Origin of the sequence: Pseudomonas lyxosi (genome assembly GCF_047758685.1) — a bacterium.
Classification (GTDB): domain Bacteria; phylum Pseudomonadota; class Gammaproteobacteria; order Pseudomonadales; family Pseudomonadaceae; genus Aquipseudomonas; species Aquipseudomonas lyxosi.
In genome coordinates, this window is record NZ_CP180481.1 from 55,618 (window position 1) to 71,964 (window position 16,347).

At 58.6% G+C, this 16,347-nt stretch carries 14 protein-coding genes; 11 read left to right on the top strand and 3 right to left on the bottom strand.

Annotated elements, in window-relative coordinates:
• The first annotated feature begins 14 nt into the window (after nt 1-14).
• Nucleotides 15-2,210 (top strand): hypothetical protein, encoded by a 2,196-nt coding sequence (locus ACMXYI_RS00260; protein WP_415770985.1) that lies wholly within the window; start codon nt 15-17, stop codon nt 2,208-2,210.
• 291 nt (nt 2,211-2,501) lie between these two features.
• Here the strand turns inward: ACMXYI_RS00260 and ACMXYI_RS00265 are convergent, their stop codons facing one another.
• Entirely contained in the window at nt 2,502-2,807 is a 306-nt protein-coding gene (locus tag ACMXYI_RS00265) for a DUF2288 domain-containing protein (RefSeq protein ID WP_033059033.1), read from the bottom strand.
• A gap of 338 nt (nt 2,808-3,145) precedes the next feature.
• Between ACMXYI_RS00265 and ACMXYI_RS00270 the strand changes: the two genes are divergently transcribed.
• The 5 genes from ACMXYI_RS00270 (at nt 3,146) to ACMXYI_RS00290 (ending at nt 8,148) form a co-directional block, all read left to right on the top strand.
• Nucleotides 3,146-4,273: a branched-chain amino acid ABC transporter substrate-binding protein gene (locus ACMXYI_RS00270; RefSeq protein WP_150654892.1), complete on the top strand. Its 1,128-nt coding sequence runs from the start codon at nt 3,146-3,148 to the stop codon at nt 4,271-4,273.
• Between the two features lie 232 nt (nt 4,274-4,505).
• Nucleotides 4,506-5,429: a high-affinity branched-chain amino acid ABC transporter permease LivH gene (livH, locus tag ACMXYI_RS00275; RefSeq protein ID WP_033059029.1), complete on the top strand. Its 924-nt coding sequence runs from the start codon at nt 4,506-4,508 to the stop codon at nt 5,427-5,429.
• A complete protein-coding gene (locus ACMXYI_RS00280; protein WP_415770987.1) occupies nt 5,426-6,682 on the top strand; it encodes a high-affinity branched-chain amino acid ABC transporter permease LivM in 1,257 nt (418 codons plus the stop codon). The genes livH and ACMXYI_RS00280 overlap by 4 nt, the downstream gene beginning before the upstream one ends.
• Entirely contained in the window at nt 6,679-7,446 is a 768-nt protein-coding gene (gene livG, locus ACMXYI_RS00285) for a high-affinity branched-chain amino acid ABC transporter ATP-binding protein LivG (protein WP_415770988.1), read from the top strand. Before ACMXYI_RS00280 ends, livG begins: the two co-directional genes overlap by 4 nt.
• Nucleotides 7,447-8,148 carry an ABC transporter ATP-binding protein gene (locus tag ACMXYI_RS00290; protein WP_046046223.1) on the top strand — a complete coding sequence of 234 codons (702 nt, stop codon included), beginning with the start codon at nt 7,447-7,449 and terminating at the stop codon, nt 8,146-8,148.
• A 205-nt stretch (nt 8,149-8,353) separates the two neighbouring features.
• Here ACMXYI_RS00290 and ACMXYI_RS00295 read toward each other — a convergent pair whose 3' ends face one another.
• The gene (locus tag ACMXYI_RS00295; protein WP_415770989.1) at nt 8,354-9,268 is read right to left on the bottom strand and encodes a LysR family transcriptional regulator; all 915 of its coding nucleotides are present in this window, start codon (nt 9,266-9,268) and stop codon (nt 8,354-8,356) included.
• A gap of 105 nt (nt 9,269-9,373) precedes the next feature.
• Here ACMXYI_RS00295 and ACMXYI_RS00300 point away from each other — a divergent pair, with 105 nt between their 5' ends.
• From ACMXYI_RS00300 to ACMXYI_RS00310, 3 genes are all read left to right on the top strand, one after another.
• Nucleotides 9,374-9,973: a short chain dehydrogenase gene (locus ACMXYI_RS00300; RefSeq protein ID WP_415770990.1), complete on the top strand. Its 600-nt coding sequence runs from the start codon at nt 9,374-9,376 to the stop codon at nt 9,971-9,973.
• A 59-nt stretch (nt 9,974-10,032) separates the two neighbouring features.
• Nucleotides 10,033-10,686, top strand: a complete 654-nt coding sequence (locus tag ACMXYI_RS00305) for a COG3650 family protein (protein WP_415770992.1) — start codon at nt 10,033-10,035, stop codon at nt 10,684-10,686.
• A gap of 95 nt (nt 10,687-10,781) precedes the next feature.
• Nucleotides 10,782-12,395 (top strand): NAD(P)/FAD-dependent oxidoreductase, encoded by a 1,614-nt coding sequence (locus tag ACMXYI_RS00310; RefSeq protein WP_415770994.1) that lies wholly within the window; start codon nt 10,782-10,784, stop codon nt 12,393-12,395.
• Nucleotides 12,396-12,511: 116 nt separating this feature from the next.
• On the opposite strand, the gene ACMXYI_RS00315 is transcribed toward ACMXYI_RS00310, so the two are convergent.
• Nucleotides 12,512-13,606 carry a PLP-dependent cysteine synthase family protein gene (locus tag ACMXYI_RS00315; protein ID WP_415770995.1) on the bottom strand — a complete coding sequence of 365 codons (1,095 nt, stop codon included), beginning with the start codon at nt 13,604-13,606 and terminating at the stop codon, nt 12,512-12,514.
• Nucleotides 13,607-13,845: 239 nt separating this feature from the next.
• On the opposite strand from ACMXYI_RS00315, the gene nhaA reads away from it, so the two are divergent.
• Nucleotides 13,846-15,033: a Na+/H+ antiporter NhaA gene (nhaA, locus tag ACMXYI_RS00320; RefSeq protein WP_415770996.1), complete on the top strand. Its 1,188-nt coding sequence runs from the start codon at nt 13,846-13,848 to the stop codon at nt 15,031-15,033.
• Nucleotides 15,034-15,154: 121 nt separating this feature from the next.
• A complete protein-coding gene (locus ACMXYI_RS00325) occupies nt 15,155-16,345 on the top strand; it encodes an S-type pyocin domain-containing protein (RefSeq protein ID WP_415770998.1) in 1,191 nt (396 codons plus the stop codon).
• Nucleotides 16,346-16,347: the final 2 nt, after the last annotated feature.

Sequence of the window (16,347 nt, forward strand, 5' to 3'; positions counted from 1 at the left end):
GTACATGGCGCACAATGACTTCTAAAAACAATCCGGCCACTGCGATATCCGATCTGACGTTGAACCCCGCGGCAAACAGCCCCGCACCATCGAAGCCATTGACGCCATCGCGCCCGTTATCGACTCAGCAATACCTGTACTTCACCGAAACCAATACCGATCGCATCCTCGATAATCTCGACGGTCTGCGCGACATGGTGTTCCCGCGCCCACCACATCTGGAAGGCGACAGCGAACAGCACAGCGATCAGGAATTCCCGTCGGTGTGCCTGATCGGCCTGGGCCGCTGCGGTTCGAACATCGCGCTGGACGTCGCGGAGCTGGTGTACAACGCCCGCAAGTTCTACCTCAACGAATTCAATAACGAAGATCGCCTGTCGCCGGACAAGCGCTTCGCCGAAAAGGGTTACAGCCCGGCACAGTGGATTCGCAATAACCTGCGCCTGGGCCCGAACAAGGCCACCAAACCAGTGTTCCTGGTAGAACCGCTGGTCATGCTCGGTGACCTGGACAAAGACATCGCCGGCCGCATCCGTTTCTCGCGTAAAGGCGAAAAAAGCGGTTTCCTGCGCGACTACAGCAAAATGAAGATCATGGACTTGTCGGAAGTCCACGCCGGTGGCGCCGGTAACGCGCCGATCCTCGGCCAATACCTGGCCAAGATCATCCTGAACAAGGACACCCAGCGTTTCTCCAGCCCTGACTGGAAGATGATTCACTCGTACCTGATCGACAGCTGCGGGATCAAGGCCAACCAGTCGCGCCTGTACTTCTCGATCTTCAGTGCCGGCGGCGGTACCGGTTCGGGCATGGCCTCGGAATTCGGCCTGGCCCAGCAGCACTCGTACATGAACAAGACGTTCGATACCAAACCGATGGACGAACACGACGGCAAGAGCGGTCATTCCTTCGTCTTCGAGCCGATCTTCACCAGCGGCATTTGCGTGTTGCCGAACATTTCCGATCACCGCAGCGAAATGTCTGAGGCGTTGCACATCAACGCCGGCCGCCTGCTGTGCAAATACCTGTCGGAAGAGTGGGACTTCTCCTACAACTTCGCCAACGAAGACAGCAGCGAAGCCAGCGTCATGGGCCGTATCCGCCCATGGAACGCCATGATGCTGATCTCCAACGACATCATGCGTTACGCCGAAGAAAGCGATGACGGCAACATCCAGAACATCGACGTCAACGCGATGGAAAAGCACGCCAACCAATACATCTCACAGCAGATCTTCAACATTCTGACGGCTCAGGCGGTTACCACCGACTACGACCAGAACTATTTCCGTCGCGCCGGCATCGACATTGGCGAAACCATTCGCCTGGACGCCAACGACCTGTTCATGAGTCTGGCCGGCCCGGTGGCGATTGCCTACGCCGAGTCCGTGGTGCCGGAAACTCCACCGCCGAGCAGCGACAAGTTCAAAGTGTTCGAGAAAGAACCTCAGCGCCTGAACATCGACGACCTGTTCTTCCGCTCCATCGACTTGCCGCACTTCAACAAAGTGACCCAGGCGATCGAAGGCATCAGCCTGTTGCCGATCGAGTCCAAGCGCTATCGCGCCTCGCTGGAGCAGTACAAGAATTCGGGGTATGACGCGGCCGCGTTGCACGACCTGCACTTCTTCAAGAACTGCTCGTCGGTGGTCTCGATTGTTTCGCTGCCCAAAGACTACAAGCTGTCCTACATGGACTTGAACCGGTTGAAGACCCACCTCAACAGCCTGTTCCCGAACACCACGCTCAAGCGTTATGCGCTGGTCATCGGCGCCTCGGCCAACTTGTCGTTGACCACCCTGATCGCCAAGAGCCCGTGCCTGTCGGACGATTTCCTGACCCTGATCGTGGCCTTCATTAAGCGTTGCTTTGCGAAAAACCCGTACCGTTTTGACGAAACCCTGGATAACTCGATCCTGGACTTCATCATTAATGAAGAGTTCGACGAAGACCGGATCGACGAGCTGCTTAATGAATTCGAGAACCCGGCGAAGATCCTCGACACCAACTGGTACGCGATCAAACCGATGTACGAGAAGAAGTACCGCGAGTTGATCAATGACAAAGACAAGTTCGTCTCGATCAATGACATTCGTCTGTCCCGGGACTGCGTGAAGAAGTCGATCAAGTACTTGCGCGAGATCTACCGTCATCGCATTGGCAAGACCAAGGTTATTTCGCTGAATAACCATACCGGCAAGACCGCTTAACTCACCTGCTGTCGATCATTCCCACGCTCTGCGTGGGAATGCCTCAATGGACGCTCTGCGTCCGCTTTGGGACGCAGAGCGTCCCGGGCTGCATTCCCACGCAGAGCGTGGGAATGATCATATTCAGAAACAATTAAGCAGCCATAAGGCTGCGCAATAAACTGTTCCCGTTACGTTTACGTCACCCTCGCCAAGACCCTTCTGTGGCCTTTCTCTACGGCAACATGCCATCACGCTACTCGGCTACACACTTTTGCCCGACAAGGTCGCGCACCAATAAAGTGCAAACCTTCAGCTCGTCGCCCTTTCCTGGATCAGAATCCACGGCGAAACGACCACTGCCCACAGTTCCGGATCACGTTCGAAAAGATCCAGCGCCCGCGTTTCAGACAGCTTGGCGACCTTGTCGGCGGCCAGCCAGGCAGCCACTTTCTCGCCTTCGTCAGTCGCTACTGCTTCCGCTGCAGCAATCAAATCCAGACCGGGGTCGACCCACAATAGGGCACCCTTGGCGAAGAACGGCTCCAGCTCCTTCCAGGTAATAGATGCGGTTTCACCAAGCAGCTTGGCATAGAGGGTGCTAGGTTCTTGAGTCATGGGTCCTGTCCGGAAAAGAAATCGACGTAATCATAACGTTGGTGGTCTGGCAGAAAAACCCGGATGCAATTGAGTTACCGATTGAAAACAGCAGGAAAGCCAAGGATTGCTGATATTTCAGCTATAACCCCCGCCGCCATTCTGTCTTTTTCTTTCAATAAAGCGACACCCTCTGATTTTGCCCCCTGGCGCCAGCTTCCCAGGCTAACAATTGGCGCTCTACACTGTACCGGTACAGTTGCCGGGGGCATTTTCCGGAGGATATCGAAGATATCTGACCCGGTTCTGCTGCTACGGCGCCAGGACTATAAAAACTACAACAGTAAGAGTGGAGCACTATGACTAAGGCTACTAAGCAGATTTCCAAACTGTTTGCCGCTATGGTTCTGGCCGGGGTTGCCAGCCATTCGTTCGCAGCTGACACCATCAAGATCGGCATCGCCGGCCCTAAAACCGGCCCTGTAGCCCAATACGGCGACATGCAGTTCAGTGGCGCCAAAATGGCCATCGAACAGATCAACGCCAAAGGCGGCGTAGACGGCAAGAAACTAGAAGCCGTTGAATACGATGACGCCTGTGATCCAAAACAAGCGGTAGCGGTCGCGAACAAAGTCGTCAACGACGGCGTCAAGTTCGTGGTCGGTCACCTGTGCTCCAGCTCCACTCAACCGGCTTCGGACATTTACGAAGACGAAGGCGTGATCATGATCACCCCGGCTGCCACCAGCCCGGACATCACTTCCCGTGGTTACAAAATGGTGTTCCGCACCATCGGTCTGGACAGCGCCCAGGGCCCTGCCGCCGGTAACTACATTGCCGACTTCGTAAAACCGAAAATCGTTGCTGTTCTGCACGACAAACAGCAATACGGTGAAGGCATCGCCACCGCCGTGAAGAAAACCCTGGAAGGCAAAAACGTCAAGGTTGCCGTGTTCGAAGGCATCAACGCCGGCGACAAAGACTTCTCTTCGATGATCTCCAAGCTCAAGCAAGCCAACGTCGACTTCGTCTACTACGGCGGCTACCACCCGGAGCTGGGTCTGATCCTGCGTCAAGCCCAGGAAAAAGGCCTGAAAGCCAAGTTCATGGGTCCGGAAGGCGTGGGTAACGACTCCATTTCGCAGATCGCCAAAGACGCTTCCGAAGGTCTGCTGGTAACCCTGCCGAAATCCTTCGACCAGGATCCGGCCAACGTCGCCCTGGCTGATGCGTTCAAAGCCAAGAAAGAAGACCCGAGCGGTCCGTTCGTGTTCCCGGCCTACTCGGCTGTGACCGTGATTGCCGACGGTATCAAGGCTGCCAAGAGCGAAGACGCTGCCAAAGTGGCTGAAGCCATCCACGCAGGCACCTTCAAGACTCCGACTGGCGACCTGAGCTTCGACGCCAAGGGCGACCTGAAAGACTTCAAATTTGTGGTTTACGAGTGGCACTTCGGTAAACCTAAAACTGAAGCCAAGCCTCAGTAAGGCGTTGCCTGACTGACTGCCAATAAAGCCCACGGCGTGCCGTGGGCTTTGTTTTACGAACGTATTGGGCCGCGCTGGCGTGATCCGCCAGTCTCCCCACCTGAAAATCTCAAAACCGTCATCAGCGGTTCGCTGGCAAACCTCGCGTTCGAAGTGGATGCAGATCCACGGGGCTCGAGCGGGAAAATGACTCCACCAGTGAAATGCGTATCAGGTTTTTAGGAGCGCTGTAATGCCTGACATCTATCACTTTTTCCAACAGCTGGTTAATGGTCTGACCATTGGCAGCACGTATGCCCTGATCGCCATCGGCTATACGATGGTTTACGGCATCATTGGAATGATCAACTTCGCCCACGGCGAGGTGTACATGATTGGTTCCTACGTGGCGTTCATCGCCATTGCGGGCCTGTCCATGATGGGACTCGACAGTGTTCCGCTGTTGATGACCGCCGCTTTTCTCGCGACCATCGTCGTGACCAGTGCCTACGGTTACAGCATCGAACGGATCGCCTACCGCCCATTGCGCGGCAGCAACCGTCTGATCCCGCTGATTTCCGCCATCGGCATGTCGATCTTCCTGCAGAACACGGTTCTGCTGGCGCAAGACTCCAAGGACAAATCCATCCCCAACCTGATCCCCGGCAACTTCTCCATCGGGCCAGGTGGCGCACAAGAAGTGCTGATTTCCTACATGCAAATCGTGGTGTTCGTGGTGACCTTTGTCGCCATGCTCGGCCTGACGATGTTCATCTCCCGCTCTCGCCTGGGTCGCGCCTGCCGTGCCTGTGCCGAAGACATCAAGATGGCCAACCTCTTGGGTATCAACACCAACAACATCATCGCCCTGACCTTCGTCATCGGTGCCGCACTGGCAGCCATCGCGGCTGTGTTGCTGAGCATGCAATACGGCGTGATCAACCCGAATGCCGGTTTCCTGGTCGGCCTCAAGGCCTTCACCGCAGCGGTACTGGGCGGTATCGGCAGCATCCCCGGAGCCATGCTCGGCGGGATCGTGCTTGGGGTGGCGGAAGCCTTTGGTGCCGATATCTTCGGCGACCAGTACAAGGACGTCGTGGCGTTCGGTCTATTGGTTCTGGTGTTGTTGTTCCGGCCAACCGGCCTGTTGGGCCGTCCGGAGGTTGAAAAAGTATGACTAGGAATCTTAAACAGGCGTTGTTCAGCGCCTTGCTGGTGTGGGCCGTTGCCTACCCGGTACTCGGTCTGAAACTGACCATTGTCGGCATCAACCTCGAAGTCCATGGCACCAGCACTGCAACGCTGATCACCATCGCCGTGTGCTCGGTGCTGATGTTCCTGCGGGTGTTGTTCGACCAGCAGATCAGCTCGGCCTGGAAATCCTCGCCAAACATGCCGGTGATGCCGGCCAAGGCCAGTACGTTCCTGACCCTGCCGACCACTCAGCGCTGGATCATCATCGCGTTGATCATCGGTGCGCTGGTCTGGCCGTTCTTTGGCTCCCGCGGTGCGGTGGATATCGCCACGCTGGTGCTGATCTACGTGATGCTCGGCCTGGGCCTGAACATCGTGGTCGGCCTCGCCGGACTGCTCGACCTCGGTTACGTCGGTTTCTATGCCGTCGGCGCCTACAGCTATGCGCTGCTGTCGCACTACTACGGTCTGAGCTTCTGGATCTGCCTGCCGATCGCCGGCCTGATGGCGGCCACTTTCGGCTTCCTGCTCGGCTTCCCGGTCCTGCGGCTGCGCGGTGACTATCTGGCGATCGTGACGCTGGGCTTCGGTGAAATCATCCGTCTGTTCCTGCGTAACCTGACCGGCCTCACAGGTGGTCCGAACGGCATCAGCAACATCGAGAAACCGACGTTCTTCGGCCTGACCTTCGAACGTAAAGCCGCTGAAGGCCTGCAGACCTTCCACGAGTACTTCGGCCTGGAATACAACTCGATCAACAAGGTGATCTTCCTTTACCTGGTTGCGCTATTGCTGGCGCTGTTCGCCCTGTTCGTCATCAACCGCTTGCTGCGCATGCCGCTGGGCCGTGCCTGGGAAGCGTTGCGTGAAGACGAAATCGCCTGCCGTGCGTTGGGTCTCAATCCTACCGTCATCAAGCTCTCCGCCTTTACTCTCGGTGCGTGCTTCGCCGGTTTCGCCGGCAGCTTCTTCGCCGCGCGTCAGGGCCTGGTGACACCGGAGTCGTTCACCTTCATCGAGTCGGCGACCATCCTCGCCATCGTGGTGCTGGGTGGCATGGGCTCGCAACTGGGCGTCGTACTCGCCGCCACGGTGATGATCCTGTTGCCGGAAATGATGCGTGAGTTCAGTGAATACCGCATGTTGATGTTCGGCGCCTTGATGGTGCTGATGATGATCTGGCGTCCTCAAGGTCTGCTGCCTATGCAACGCCCCCACATGGAGCTGCGCAAATGAGCCGCGAGATCCTTAAAGTCGAAAATCTGAGCATGCGCTTCGGCGGCTTGCTGGCGGTCAACGGCGTAGCCCTGAGCGTGAAGGAAAAACAGGTCGTGGCACTGATCGGTCCCAACGGCGCCGGCAAGACCACCGTGTTCAACTGCCTGACCGGTTTCTACCAGCCGAGTGGCGGCAGCATCCTGCTGGACGGCGAGCCGATCGAAGGCCTGCCCGGCCACAAGATTGCCCTCAAAGGCGTAGTGCGCACCTTCCAGAACGTGCGGTTGTTCAAGGACATGACGGCGGTCGAGAACCTCTTGATCGCCCAGCACCGTCACCTGAACACCAACTTCCTGGCGGGCCTGTTCAAGACGCCAGGGTTTCGCAAGAGCGAACGCGAAGCCATGGAGTTCGCCGAGTACTGGCTGGAAAAGGTCAACCTCAAGGCGTTCGCCAACCGTCCGGCCGGCACCCTGGCCTACGGTCAGCAACGTCGTCTGGAAATCGCTCGCTGCATGATGACCCGCCCGCGGATCCTCATGCTCGACGAACCGGCCGCCGGCCTGAACCCGAAGGAAACCGAAGACCTGAAGGCGCTGATCAGCATGCTGCGTGAAGAGCACAACGTCACCGTGCTGCTGATCGAACACGACATGAAACTGGTCATGAGCATTTCCGACCACATCGTCGTGATCAACCAGGGCACGCCTCTGGCCGATGGCACGCCGGAACAGATCCGCGACAATCCCGAAGTGATCAAAGCCTACCTGGGGGAAGCGTAAATGCTGCAATTCGAAAACGTTTCCACCTTCTACGGCAAGATCCAGGCCCTGCACAGCGTCAACGTGGAAATCCGTCAGGGCGAAATCGTCACCCTGATCGGTGCCAACGGCGCGGGCAAATCCACCTTGCTGATGACGCTTTGCGGTTCGCCGCAAGCCCACAGCGGCAGCATCAAGTACATGGGTGAAGAGCTCGTGGGGCAGACCTCGGCGCAGATCATGCGCAAGAGCATCGCCGTGGTTCCGGAAGGTCGTCGGGTGTTTGCCCGTCTGACTGTGGAAGAGAACCTCGCCATGGGCGGTTTCTTCACCGACAAGGGCGATTATCAGGAACAGATGGACAAGGTTCTCGGACTTTTCCCACGCCTGAAAGAACGCTTCGCCCAACGCGGCGGCACCATGTCCGGCGGCGAACAGCAAATGCTCGCCATCGGCCGTGCGCTGATGAGCAAACCCAAACTGTTGCTGCTCGACGAACCTTCGTTGGGCCTGGCACCGATCATCATCCAGCAGATCTTCGACATCATCGAACAGCTGCGTAAAGATGGCGTGACGGTGTTTTTGGTGGAGCAGAACGCCAACCAGGCGCTGAAAATCGCTGACCGTGCGTACGTTCTGGAGAACGGCCGGGTGGTGATGACAGGCACTGGGGAAGCGCTGCTGACCGACCCGAAAGTACGTGAAGCGTACTTGGGTGGTTGAGTCTTCGCGGTAAACAAAAAACGGCCTTCGGGCCGTTTTTTGTGCCTTACACAAACTCAGTAACGATGAAAATCCCCTGTAGGAGCTACCGAAGGCTGCGATCTTTTGATCTTGCTCTCGATGTTCGGCGGCCTGAAAAAAGTCAAAGTCAAAGTCAAAAGATCGCAGCCTTCGGCAGCTCAGAGGTTTGCGTGGACCACGAGACTTATCGTTGGAGCCGATCCAGCGCTTCACCGCTGCGCTTGAACCAGCCGATCAGGTAATCCGCCAACACCTGTGTACGCTTCGGCAAACCGCCCTGATACGGGTGAACCAGGTACATCGGCATGCGGCGGGTCTGATAGTCACGCAGGAGCCAGCGCAAACGTCCGTCAGCCAATTCCGCTTGCAGCAGGTAGGACGGCAACCGCGCAATGCCAGCGCCAGCCAGTGCCGCTTTCTTCAGCAGGCTGTAATGGTTGCTGGCGAACGGTCCCGAGACTCGCACCCGCAACAATTCGTGTTGCTGGTGATAGAGCCACTCTTCGCGACCGCTGTAGTGACTGTTGAGCAGACAGCGGTGTTCAGCGAGTGCTTGAGGCGTCATCGGTTCGCCGTATTGCTCAAGGTAAGCCGGGCTGGCGCAGGTCATTTCGTGCCAGGCTAATAGCGGCCGGGCCACCAGGCGCTCGTCATTGCCCACCTCGGAGCGAACCGCCAGATCAAACCCGTCGCGGGACAAATCACGGTAGCTGTTGCTCAGGTCCAGCTCGATCTGCACCTCGGGATATTTGCCAGAGAACTCCAGCAACAAGCCATCGAAGAAGGTTTCCCCCAGCGATACCGGAACCGTCATACGCACCGGCCCGGCCATGTCGTCCTTCAACCGCGCCAATGCCTGACGCGCCCTCTCGACTTGGACTACGAGCGCCTGGGCTTGCGGCAACAGCGCCGCACCCGCAGCGGTCAGGCTCAAACGGCGGGTGGTGCGTTGCAGCAGCACCACTGAAAAACGCGTTTCCAGCAAGCTTATACGCTTGGACAACTGCCCCTTGCTGCACCCCAGCTGCTGCGCCGCCAGGGTGAAACTCCCTGCTTCGATCAACACTGCGAACGCCGCCAGATCATCCATTTCGCTCATGGATTGTTTCCATTAGAAAACCAAAGGTTGCCTATTAGCGCGCTTATCAATGGAAAAAACCACTCTAGACTTCAACCTCGTTCAACCACTTCGAGGAACAGCACGATGAAAATTCTTTTGATAGGCGCAGGCGGTACCATCGGTTCGGCAGTCGACAAGGAGCTGTCCCAACGTCACGAAGTCATCCGCATCGGCCGTAACAGCGGCGATTTCCATGTCGATATCAGCGACAGCGCTTCGATCCGCAAGCTGTTCGAGCAAACCGGCAAGTTCGACGCCCTGGTCTGCGCCGCCGGCAACGTGACCTTCGCGCCGCTGGATGAAATGACCGAAGAAAGCTTCGCCCTGGGCCTGAAAGACAAGCTGATGGGCCAGGTCAACCTGCTGCTGATCGGTCGCGAATTCGCCAATGACGGCGCCTCATTCACCTTCACCACCGGGGTGCTCAGCCACGACCCGATTCGCAGCGGTGCCTCGGCAGCGCTGGTCAACGGTGCGCTGGACAGCTTCGTGCGAGCGGCGGCCATCGAACTGCCCCGCGGTCTGCGTGTGAACTCCATCAGCCCGACCGTGCTGGTCGAAGCCATGGGCAGTTATGCGCCGTATTTCCGTGGCTACAAGCCAGTTCCTGCGGTGGATGTGGCATTGGCCTACGCCAAAAGCGTCGAGGGCCTGCAAACAGGTCAGACCTTTCACGTGGGCTAAACCCTTGTGATGAACGGTCAGGCTGAGTAACGTGGCGGCACTTGTCTGGAGAGCCAAAGATGCGTGTTGCCCGTTCCTTAGTCCTTGTTGCCCTGCTTCCATTGTTCGCTGCCTGCAATTTGCTGGATGGCCCGCGTGAAAATGCCTCCCACGTGGGCCAGACCCGCATGCAAGGCCAGTTGACCGCGGCGGACGGCAAGTTGCAGTTCCAGCCGTGCAATGAACAACGCAGTTATGTGGTCAACGACACCGGCGGCACCAGCGTCCTGCAAGAGGCCGCGACCCTGGCCGATGCCCAGGGCAAGCTGTTCGCCGACGTGCGCGGGCGAATCGTCGACAGCCGCCTCGATCTTGCGCAGCTGTACCGTGTCGAGCGCTCGGGCACCGCGTGCAACGATCCGAACTTCAAAGTGCTTATCCTGCGCGCCGCCGGCCATGGGCCTGAGTGGAACGTGAAAGTCAGCGGCAAAGGCATGGTCATCGAGCGCGCCGGTCAGCCGCCATTGGCCGTGCCCTACGTTGAAGAGCAACTGGGCGATGGCCGCTTCAACCTCAGCACCGAAGCCAATAACCAGCACATCGAACTGTGGGTCGCACCGCAACGTTGCGTCGACAGCACCACCGGAAGTGTCCAGCATATGAGCGCCGAACTGCGCGTCGACGGCCAGGTTCAGCGTGGCTGCGGGTATTTCGGCGGATCGCGTAACGACTGATCGTTTTAGCCTCACGGGAATCATTCTTTGAGGCTTATAATCGCGGGCTTCAAACGCCTTGGCGCAGTTGTGCGCCCCGCGAACCGGATCCTGTCATGTTACGAATCACCGAACTCAAGCTGCCGATCGACCATCCCGAAGAAGACCTGCGCCCTGCCATCGTGCAGCGCCTGGGCATCACCAGTGATGACCTGCTCGACTTCACCTTGTTCAAGCGCAGCTACGATGCGCGCAAAAAGTCCTCCGAACTGTGCTTCATCTACACCATCGACCTCAACGTTCGCGATGAGGCGGCGGTGCTGCACAAATTCGCCGATGACCGTAACGTCAACGTGGCGCCGGATGTCAGCTACAAACCGGTCGGCCAGGCGCCGGCTGATCTTGAGCAACGTCCTGTCGTCGTGGGTTTCGGCCCGTGCGGGATTTTCGCCGGACTGCTACTCGCGCAAATGGGCTTCAAGCCGATCATCCTCGAGCGCGGCACCGAAGTGCGTCAGCGCACCAAGGACACTTGGGGTCTGTGGCGTAAAAGCGTGCTTAACCCGGAATCCAACGTGCAGTTCGGTGAAGGTGGCGCGGGGACGTTCTCTGACGGCAAGCTCTACAGCCAGATCAAGGACCCGAAATTCATCGGTCGCAAAGTCCTGCACGAGTTCGTAAAAGCGGGTGCGCCGGAAGAAATTCTCTACGTCAGCAAGCCGCACATCGGTACGTTCCGCCTGACCGGTGTTGTGGAAAACATGCGTGAGCAGATTCGTGCGCTGGGTGGCGAAGTGCGCTTCCAGCAGCGCGTTACCGACGTGTTGATCGAGGACGGCCAACTGGTCGGCGTCGAGCTCAATGGCGGCGAGCAGATCCATTCGAAACACGTGATTCTGGCCCTCGGTCACAGCGCCCGCGACACTTTCCGCATGCTCCACGGCCGTGGCGTGTTCATGGAAGCCAAACCGTTCTCGGTGGGTTTCCGCATCGAACACCCGCAGTCGCTGATCGACCGCGCGCGTCTGGGCAAGTACGCCGGCCACCCGAAACTCGGGGCTGCGGACTACAAACTGGTGCACCACGCCAGCAACGGACGTTCGGTCTACAGCTTCTGCATGTGCCCGGGCGGCACCGTGGTGGCGGCGACCTCCGAGCCGGGTCGCGTGGTCACCAACGGCATGAGCCAGTACTCGCGTAATGAGCGCAACGCCAACTCCGGGATCGTCGTCGGGATCACCCCGGAAGTCGATTATCCGGGCGGCCCGCTGGCGGGTATCGAGTTGCAGGAACGCCTGGAATCCCACGCGTTTGTGCTGGGCGGCAGCAACTACGAAGCGCCGGCGCAACTGGTCGGCGACTTCATTGCCGGCAAGCCGTCCACCGAGTTGGGCAGCGTAGAACCGTCCTACAAACCAGGGGTCGCCTTGGGTGATTTGGCGTTGGCCTTGCCGGCGTTCGCCATCGAAGCGATTCGCGAAGCGTTGCCGGCGTTCGAGAAGCAGATTCGCGGTTACTCGCTGCACGACGCGGTGTTGACCGGGATCGAGACACGCACGTCCTCGCCATTGCGGATTACCCGTAACGAGTCGATGCAGAGCCTGAACGTGAAAGGCTTGTTCCCGGCGGGTGAAGGCGCGGGTTATGCGGGCGGAATTCTGTCGGCGGGTGTCGATGGGATTCGGATTGCAGAAGCGGTTGCCCGCGACATCCTCGGCCTCGAGGTCTGACACCAAGATGATCGTTCCCCGCGTGGGAATGCAGCCAGGGACGCTCCGCGTCCCAAAAGCGGACGCAGTGCGTCCGGTGAGGCATTCCCACGCAGAGCGTGGGAACGATCATCACGTCAGATGTTGGCGCGCAGAACGGTGGCCGGCAGCGGCTCGCCGCGCTCAACACTCCCCGCCACCGCATCCATCAAACCACTCAACTCATACCCCTGGGCCTTGAGCCAGGCCTGATCGTAATAGGTGTCGGCATAACGCTCGCCGCCATCACACAAAATCGCCACGATCGACCCCGACTCCCCCGCCGCCGCCATCTGCTGGGCCGCCATCAAGGCGCCAATCAGGTTGGTCCCGCTCGACCCGCCGACCCGACGTCCCAAACGCAGCGCCAGGTAATGCATGGCCGCCAGCGACAACGCGTCCGGCACTTTGACCATCGCATCGATCACTTTGGGCAGGAACGACGCTTCTACCCGAGGCCGGCCAATGCCTTCAATCCGTGAACCGTAATCCAGGCGCAGACTGGCGTCGCCGGTCTGGTAGTAATCGAAGAACACCGAGCGCTCGGCATCGGCGCAGAGCACGCGGGTGCAATGTTGGCGGTAACGCACGTAACGGCCCAGCGTCGCGGTGGTGCCGCCGGTGCCGGGGCTGGAAATCAGCCAGCTCGGCTCGGGATGTTTCTCGAAACGCATCTGATGGAAGATCGACTCGGCGATGTTGTTGTTCGCCCGCCAGTCGGTAGCGCGCTCGGCATAGGTGAACTGGTCGATGAAATGTCCATCGTGTTCGCGGGCCAGCCGCTCGGATTCGGCGTAGATCTGGGTCGGATCGTCGACCAAGTGACTCTTGCCGCCGTAGAAAGCGATCTGCGCAATCTTCTCTTTGGAGGTGGTCGCCGGCATCACCGCAATGAACGGCAAGCCCAGCAAACTTGCGAAGTACGCCTCGGAAATCGCCGTCGAACCGCTGGACGCTTCAATCACCGGCGCCCCGGGTTTGAGCCAGCCGTTACACAGCGCATACAGAAACAGCGAGCGCGCCAAGCGGTGCTTCAGGCTGCCGGTGGGATGGCTGGACTCATCCTTGAAATACAACTCGATGCCCGGAAAACCCGGCAGCGGCAAGGGAATCAGGTGGGTGTCGGCGCTGCGCTGGAAGTCGGCTTCGATGATCCGGATGGCTTCGCGGGCCCACTGTCGATTGTCGCTCATGGTGGTTTTCTCGTTGAGTCGGCCTTGTTGCAAGGCTCAGCTAACAAGCTTAGGAAAAAACCTACATCCCGCACAGGTACAGCTGAGGTTCAATACGCCGGACAACTGCTAGGCTCAGGTCCCTGCCGGTCGTTCACGTTGTAACGGCATATAACAAAAAAGAATATAACTTTTGTTTTAACAACTAACGGTACGGGTTAGGGTGTGCCACCTTTTGAATTCATCGATGGAGAGCGACCTTGCCTCTGCGTAGCACTTTCACGCGTTTCTTCCAGTTGGAAGCTGCCAGCGGACTGTTATTGATCGCCGCTGCGGCCCTGGCTTTGATCATCAACAATTCCCCGCTGTCGTGGCTTTACAGCAGTTTTCTGGACACTCCGGTAGTGGCGCAGGTCGGCGCGCTGCAAATCGCCAAACCGGCGCTGCTGTGGATCAACGACGGCCTGATGGCCCTGTTCTTCCTGCTGATCGGGCTGGAAGTGAAGCGCGAAGTCCTTGACGGTCAACTGTCGAAGCCGTCGCAAATCGTCCTGCCCGGTGCGGCGGCGATTGGCGGCATGGTGGTGCCGGCGCTGATCTACTGGTTTCTGAACCGCGAAGACCCGGCAGCCTTGGGTGGCTGGGCCATCCCGATGGCCACCGACATCGCCTTCGCCCTCGGCGTACTGGCCCTGCTGGGTAAGCGGGTACCGGTGTCGCTGAAGCTTTTTCTGATGACTTTGGCGATCATTGACGACCTCGGCGCAATCATCGTCATTGCGATCTTCTACTCGGGTACGCTCTCGACCCTTTCGCTGACTCTGGCCGCGACGTGCATCGTGGCACTGATCGCGATGAACCGGCTCGGAGTGGTCAAGCTCGGGCCGTACATGATCATCGGCCTGATCCTTTGGGTTTGCGTGCTCAAGAGCGGTGTCCACGCGACACTGGCCGGTGTGACCCTGGCCTTCTGCATTCCGCTGCGCACGAAAAACGCCGAAACTTCGCCGCTGCTGACCCTCGAACACGCCCTGCATCCATGGGTGGCCTACGGCATCCTGCCGCTGTTCGCCTTCGCCAACGCCGGCCTGTCCCTGAGTGGCGTGACCGTCGAAAGCTTCACCCACCACGTGCCGATGGGCATTGCGGTCGGCCTGCTGCTGGGCAAAACCCTTGGCGTCTTCGGCCTGACCTGGCTGGCCGTGAAAATCGGCATCGCCGCCCTGCCCCAAGGCGCCAACTGGGGCCAGGTATTGGGCGTGGCAATCCTCTGCGGCATCGGCTTCACCATGAGCCTGTTTGTCGGCTCCCTGGCGTTTGAGCCGGGTGTCAGTGAATACGCCGGGATGGATCGGATGGGGATTTTGACCGGGTCGATATTGGCGGCATTGATTGGTTATGCGGTGACGGCGGCGGCGAGTCGCAAGAGCGCTGCGTTGCCATCCTGATAATCAGAGACAACTCTTAGAGTCATTGAAGACTCGTCCTACAGCCACGATCAGCCTCGTTCGTTAACGTCGCACAGCCCCTTTGTTGGGGGCTGTCGACGTACGAACGCAAGGAAGATCAGTGGCTGGCAATAAGGACATTCCCCGGGTTCAGACCCCACCGTCAGGCGACGGGCATCACGTCACTCACCGCTTCATGACGGCCACCGAACTGGCCGAGCGGGATGCCAGACAAAACGCTTACGACGCCATGCTCGCAAGGCAAGACGCCTTCGAACGGAGTCGTGAGGTTGCAGCGAAAAAGCACGAAGCCGTTCGCGCGGGCTGTGTCTTCGCCAAGTCCTGCAAGCTTCCCGACGCCATCATCGATTACTCGAATCCTTCAGGGATGGTGCCTACCGACAGCCTCAAGGATTACGGGGAAGTTGCCTGGCTCGGCGCTCGTGAAGCAGACGATTCAGGACTGCTGAATCTCGAAACCATCAGCGGTAGCACCCTCTCGCTCGGCATTGGCCGAATTGCACTGCGTGCCCCGGCGCTCGCTGCTCCGGTTGCAGCACTTGGCGCTGCTGGATCTGCCGTATTGGCCGGCGTGGTCGCACTCTTCTGGACGCCAAGCCTGGGCGACAGCGCGCTCTATACCGAAGATCAATTGCGCACCCTGAAACAGGCCCGAACTCGCGTTCGTCTTCAGGTCGAGCAACAGGCAGATGGCAGTCTCAAGGGTTACGGGTTCTACACCGGCAAGAATCGCGATTGGGAAATGGTCGATGTTGTGCAGTTCACGGTGCGCGGCAGCCAGCAGGTGGCGGATCTCGGGGATGGCGTTGAGCTGATCTGGACGCCGGCCGTGGATGGTTCCGACATCCTCGGCATCCCCGCTTTGGAAGCAGCACCGAAAGCGCCGCACATCTGGGTGTACCCACCGACGAAAGCGGCGGATAGCATCATCGTGAATCCGGTTTACCCGCCTGAGTACAAGGATTTCATTCTTGTGTTTCCGGTGGGGTCGTTGGTGAAGCCGGTTTATGTAGTGATGAGCATGCCGGGGGATCATAAGTACTACGATGATCCAGAAACCCTCCCAGGCTTCCCTGATGCATTCCCCGTAAAACCGAAGGTTTCAGTTCGAGGTGGAGGTAAAAAACGAGCCCGATGGCTAGACCGCAGAGGCCGTATATATGAATGGGACTCCAAAAGCGGTGCTGTAGAGCTTTACGATAAATTCGCAGTGCATTTGGGCGAATTCAATCACGTAACCGGCGAGCGAACTAAAAAGGCAAAGCCTGGTAGAAGAACCTCAAAAAACTGAAG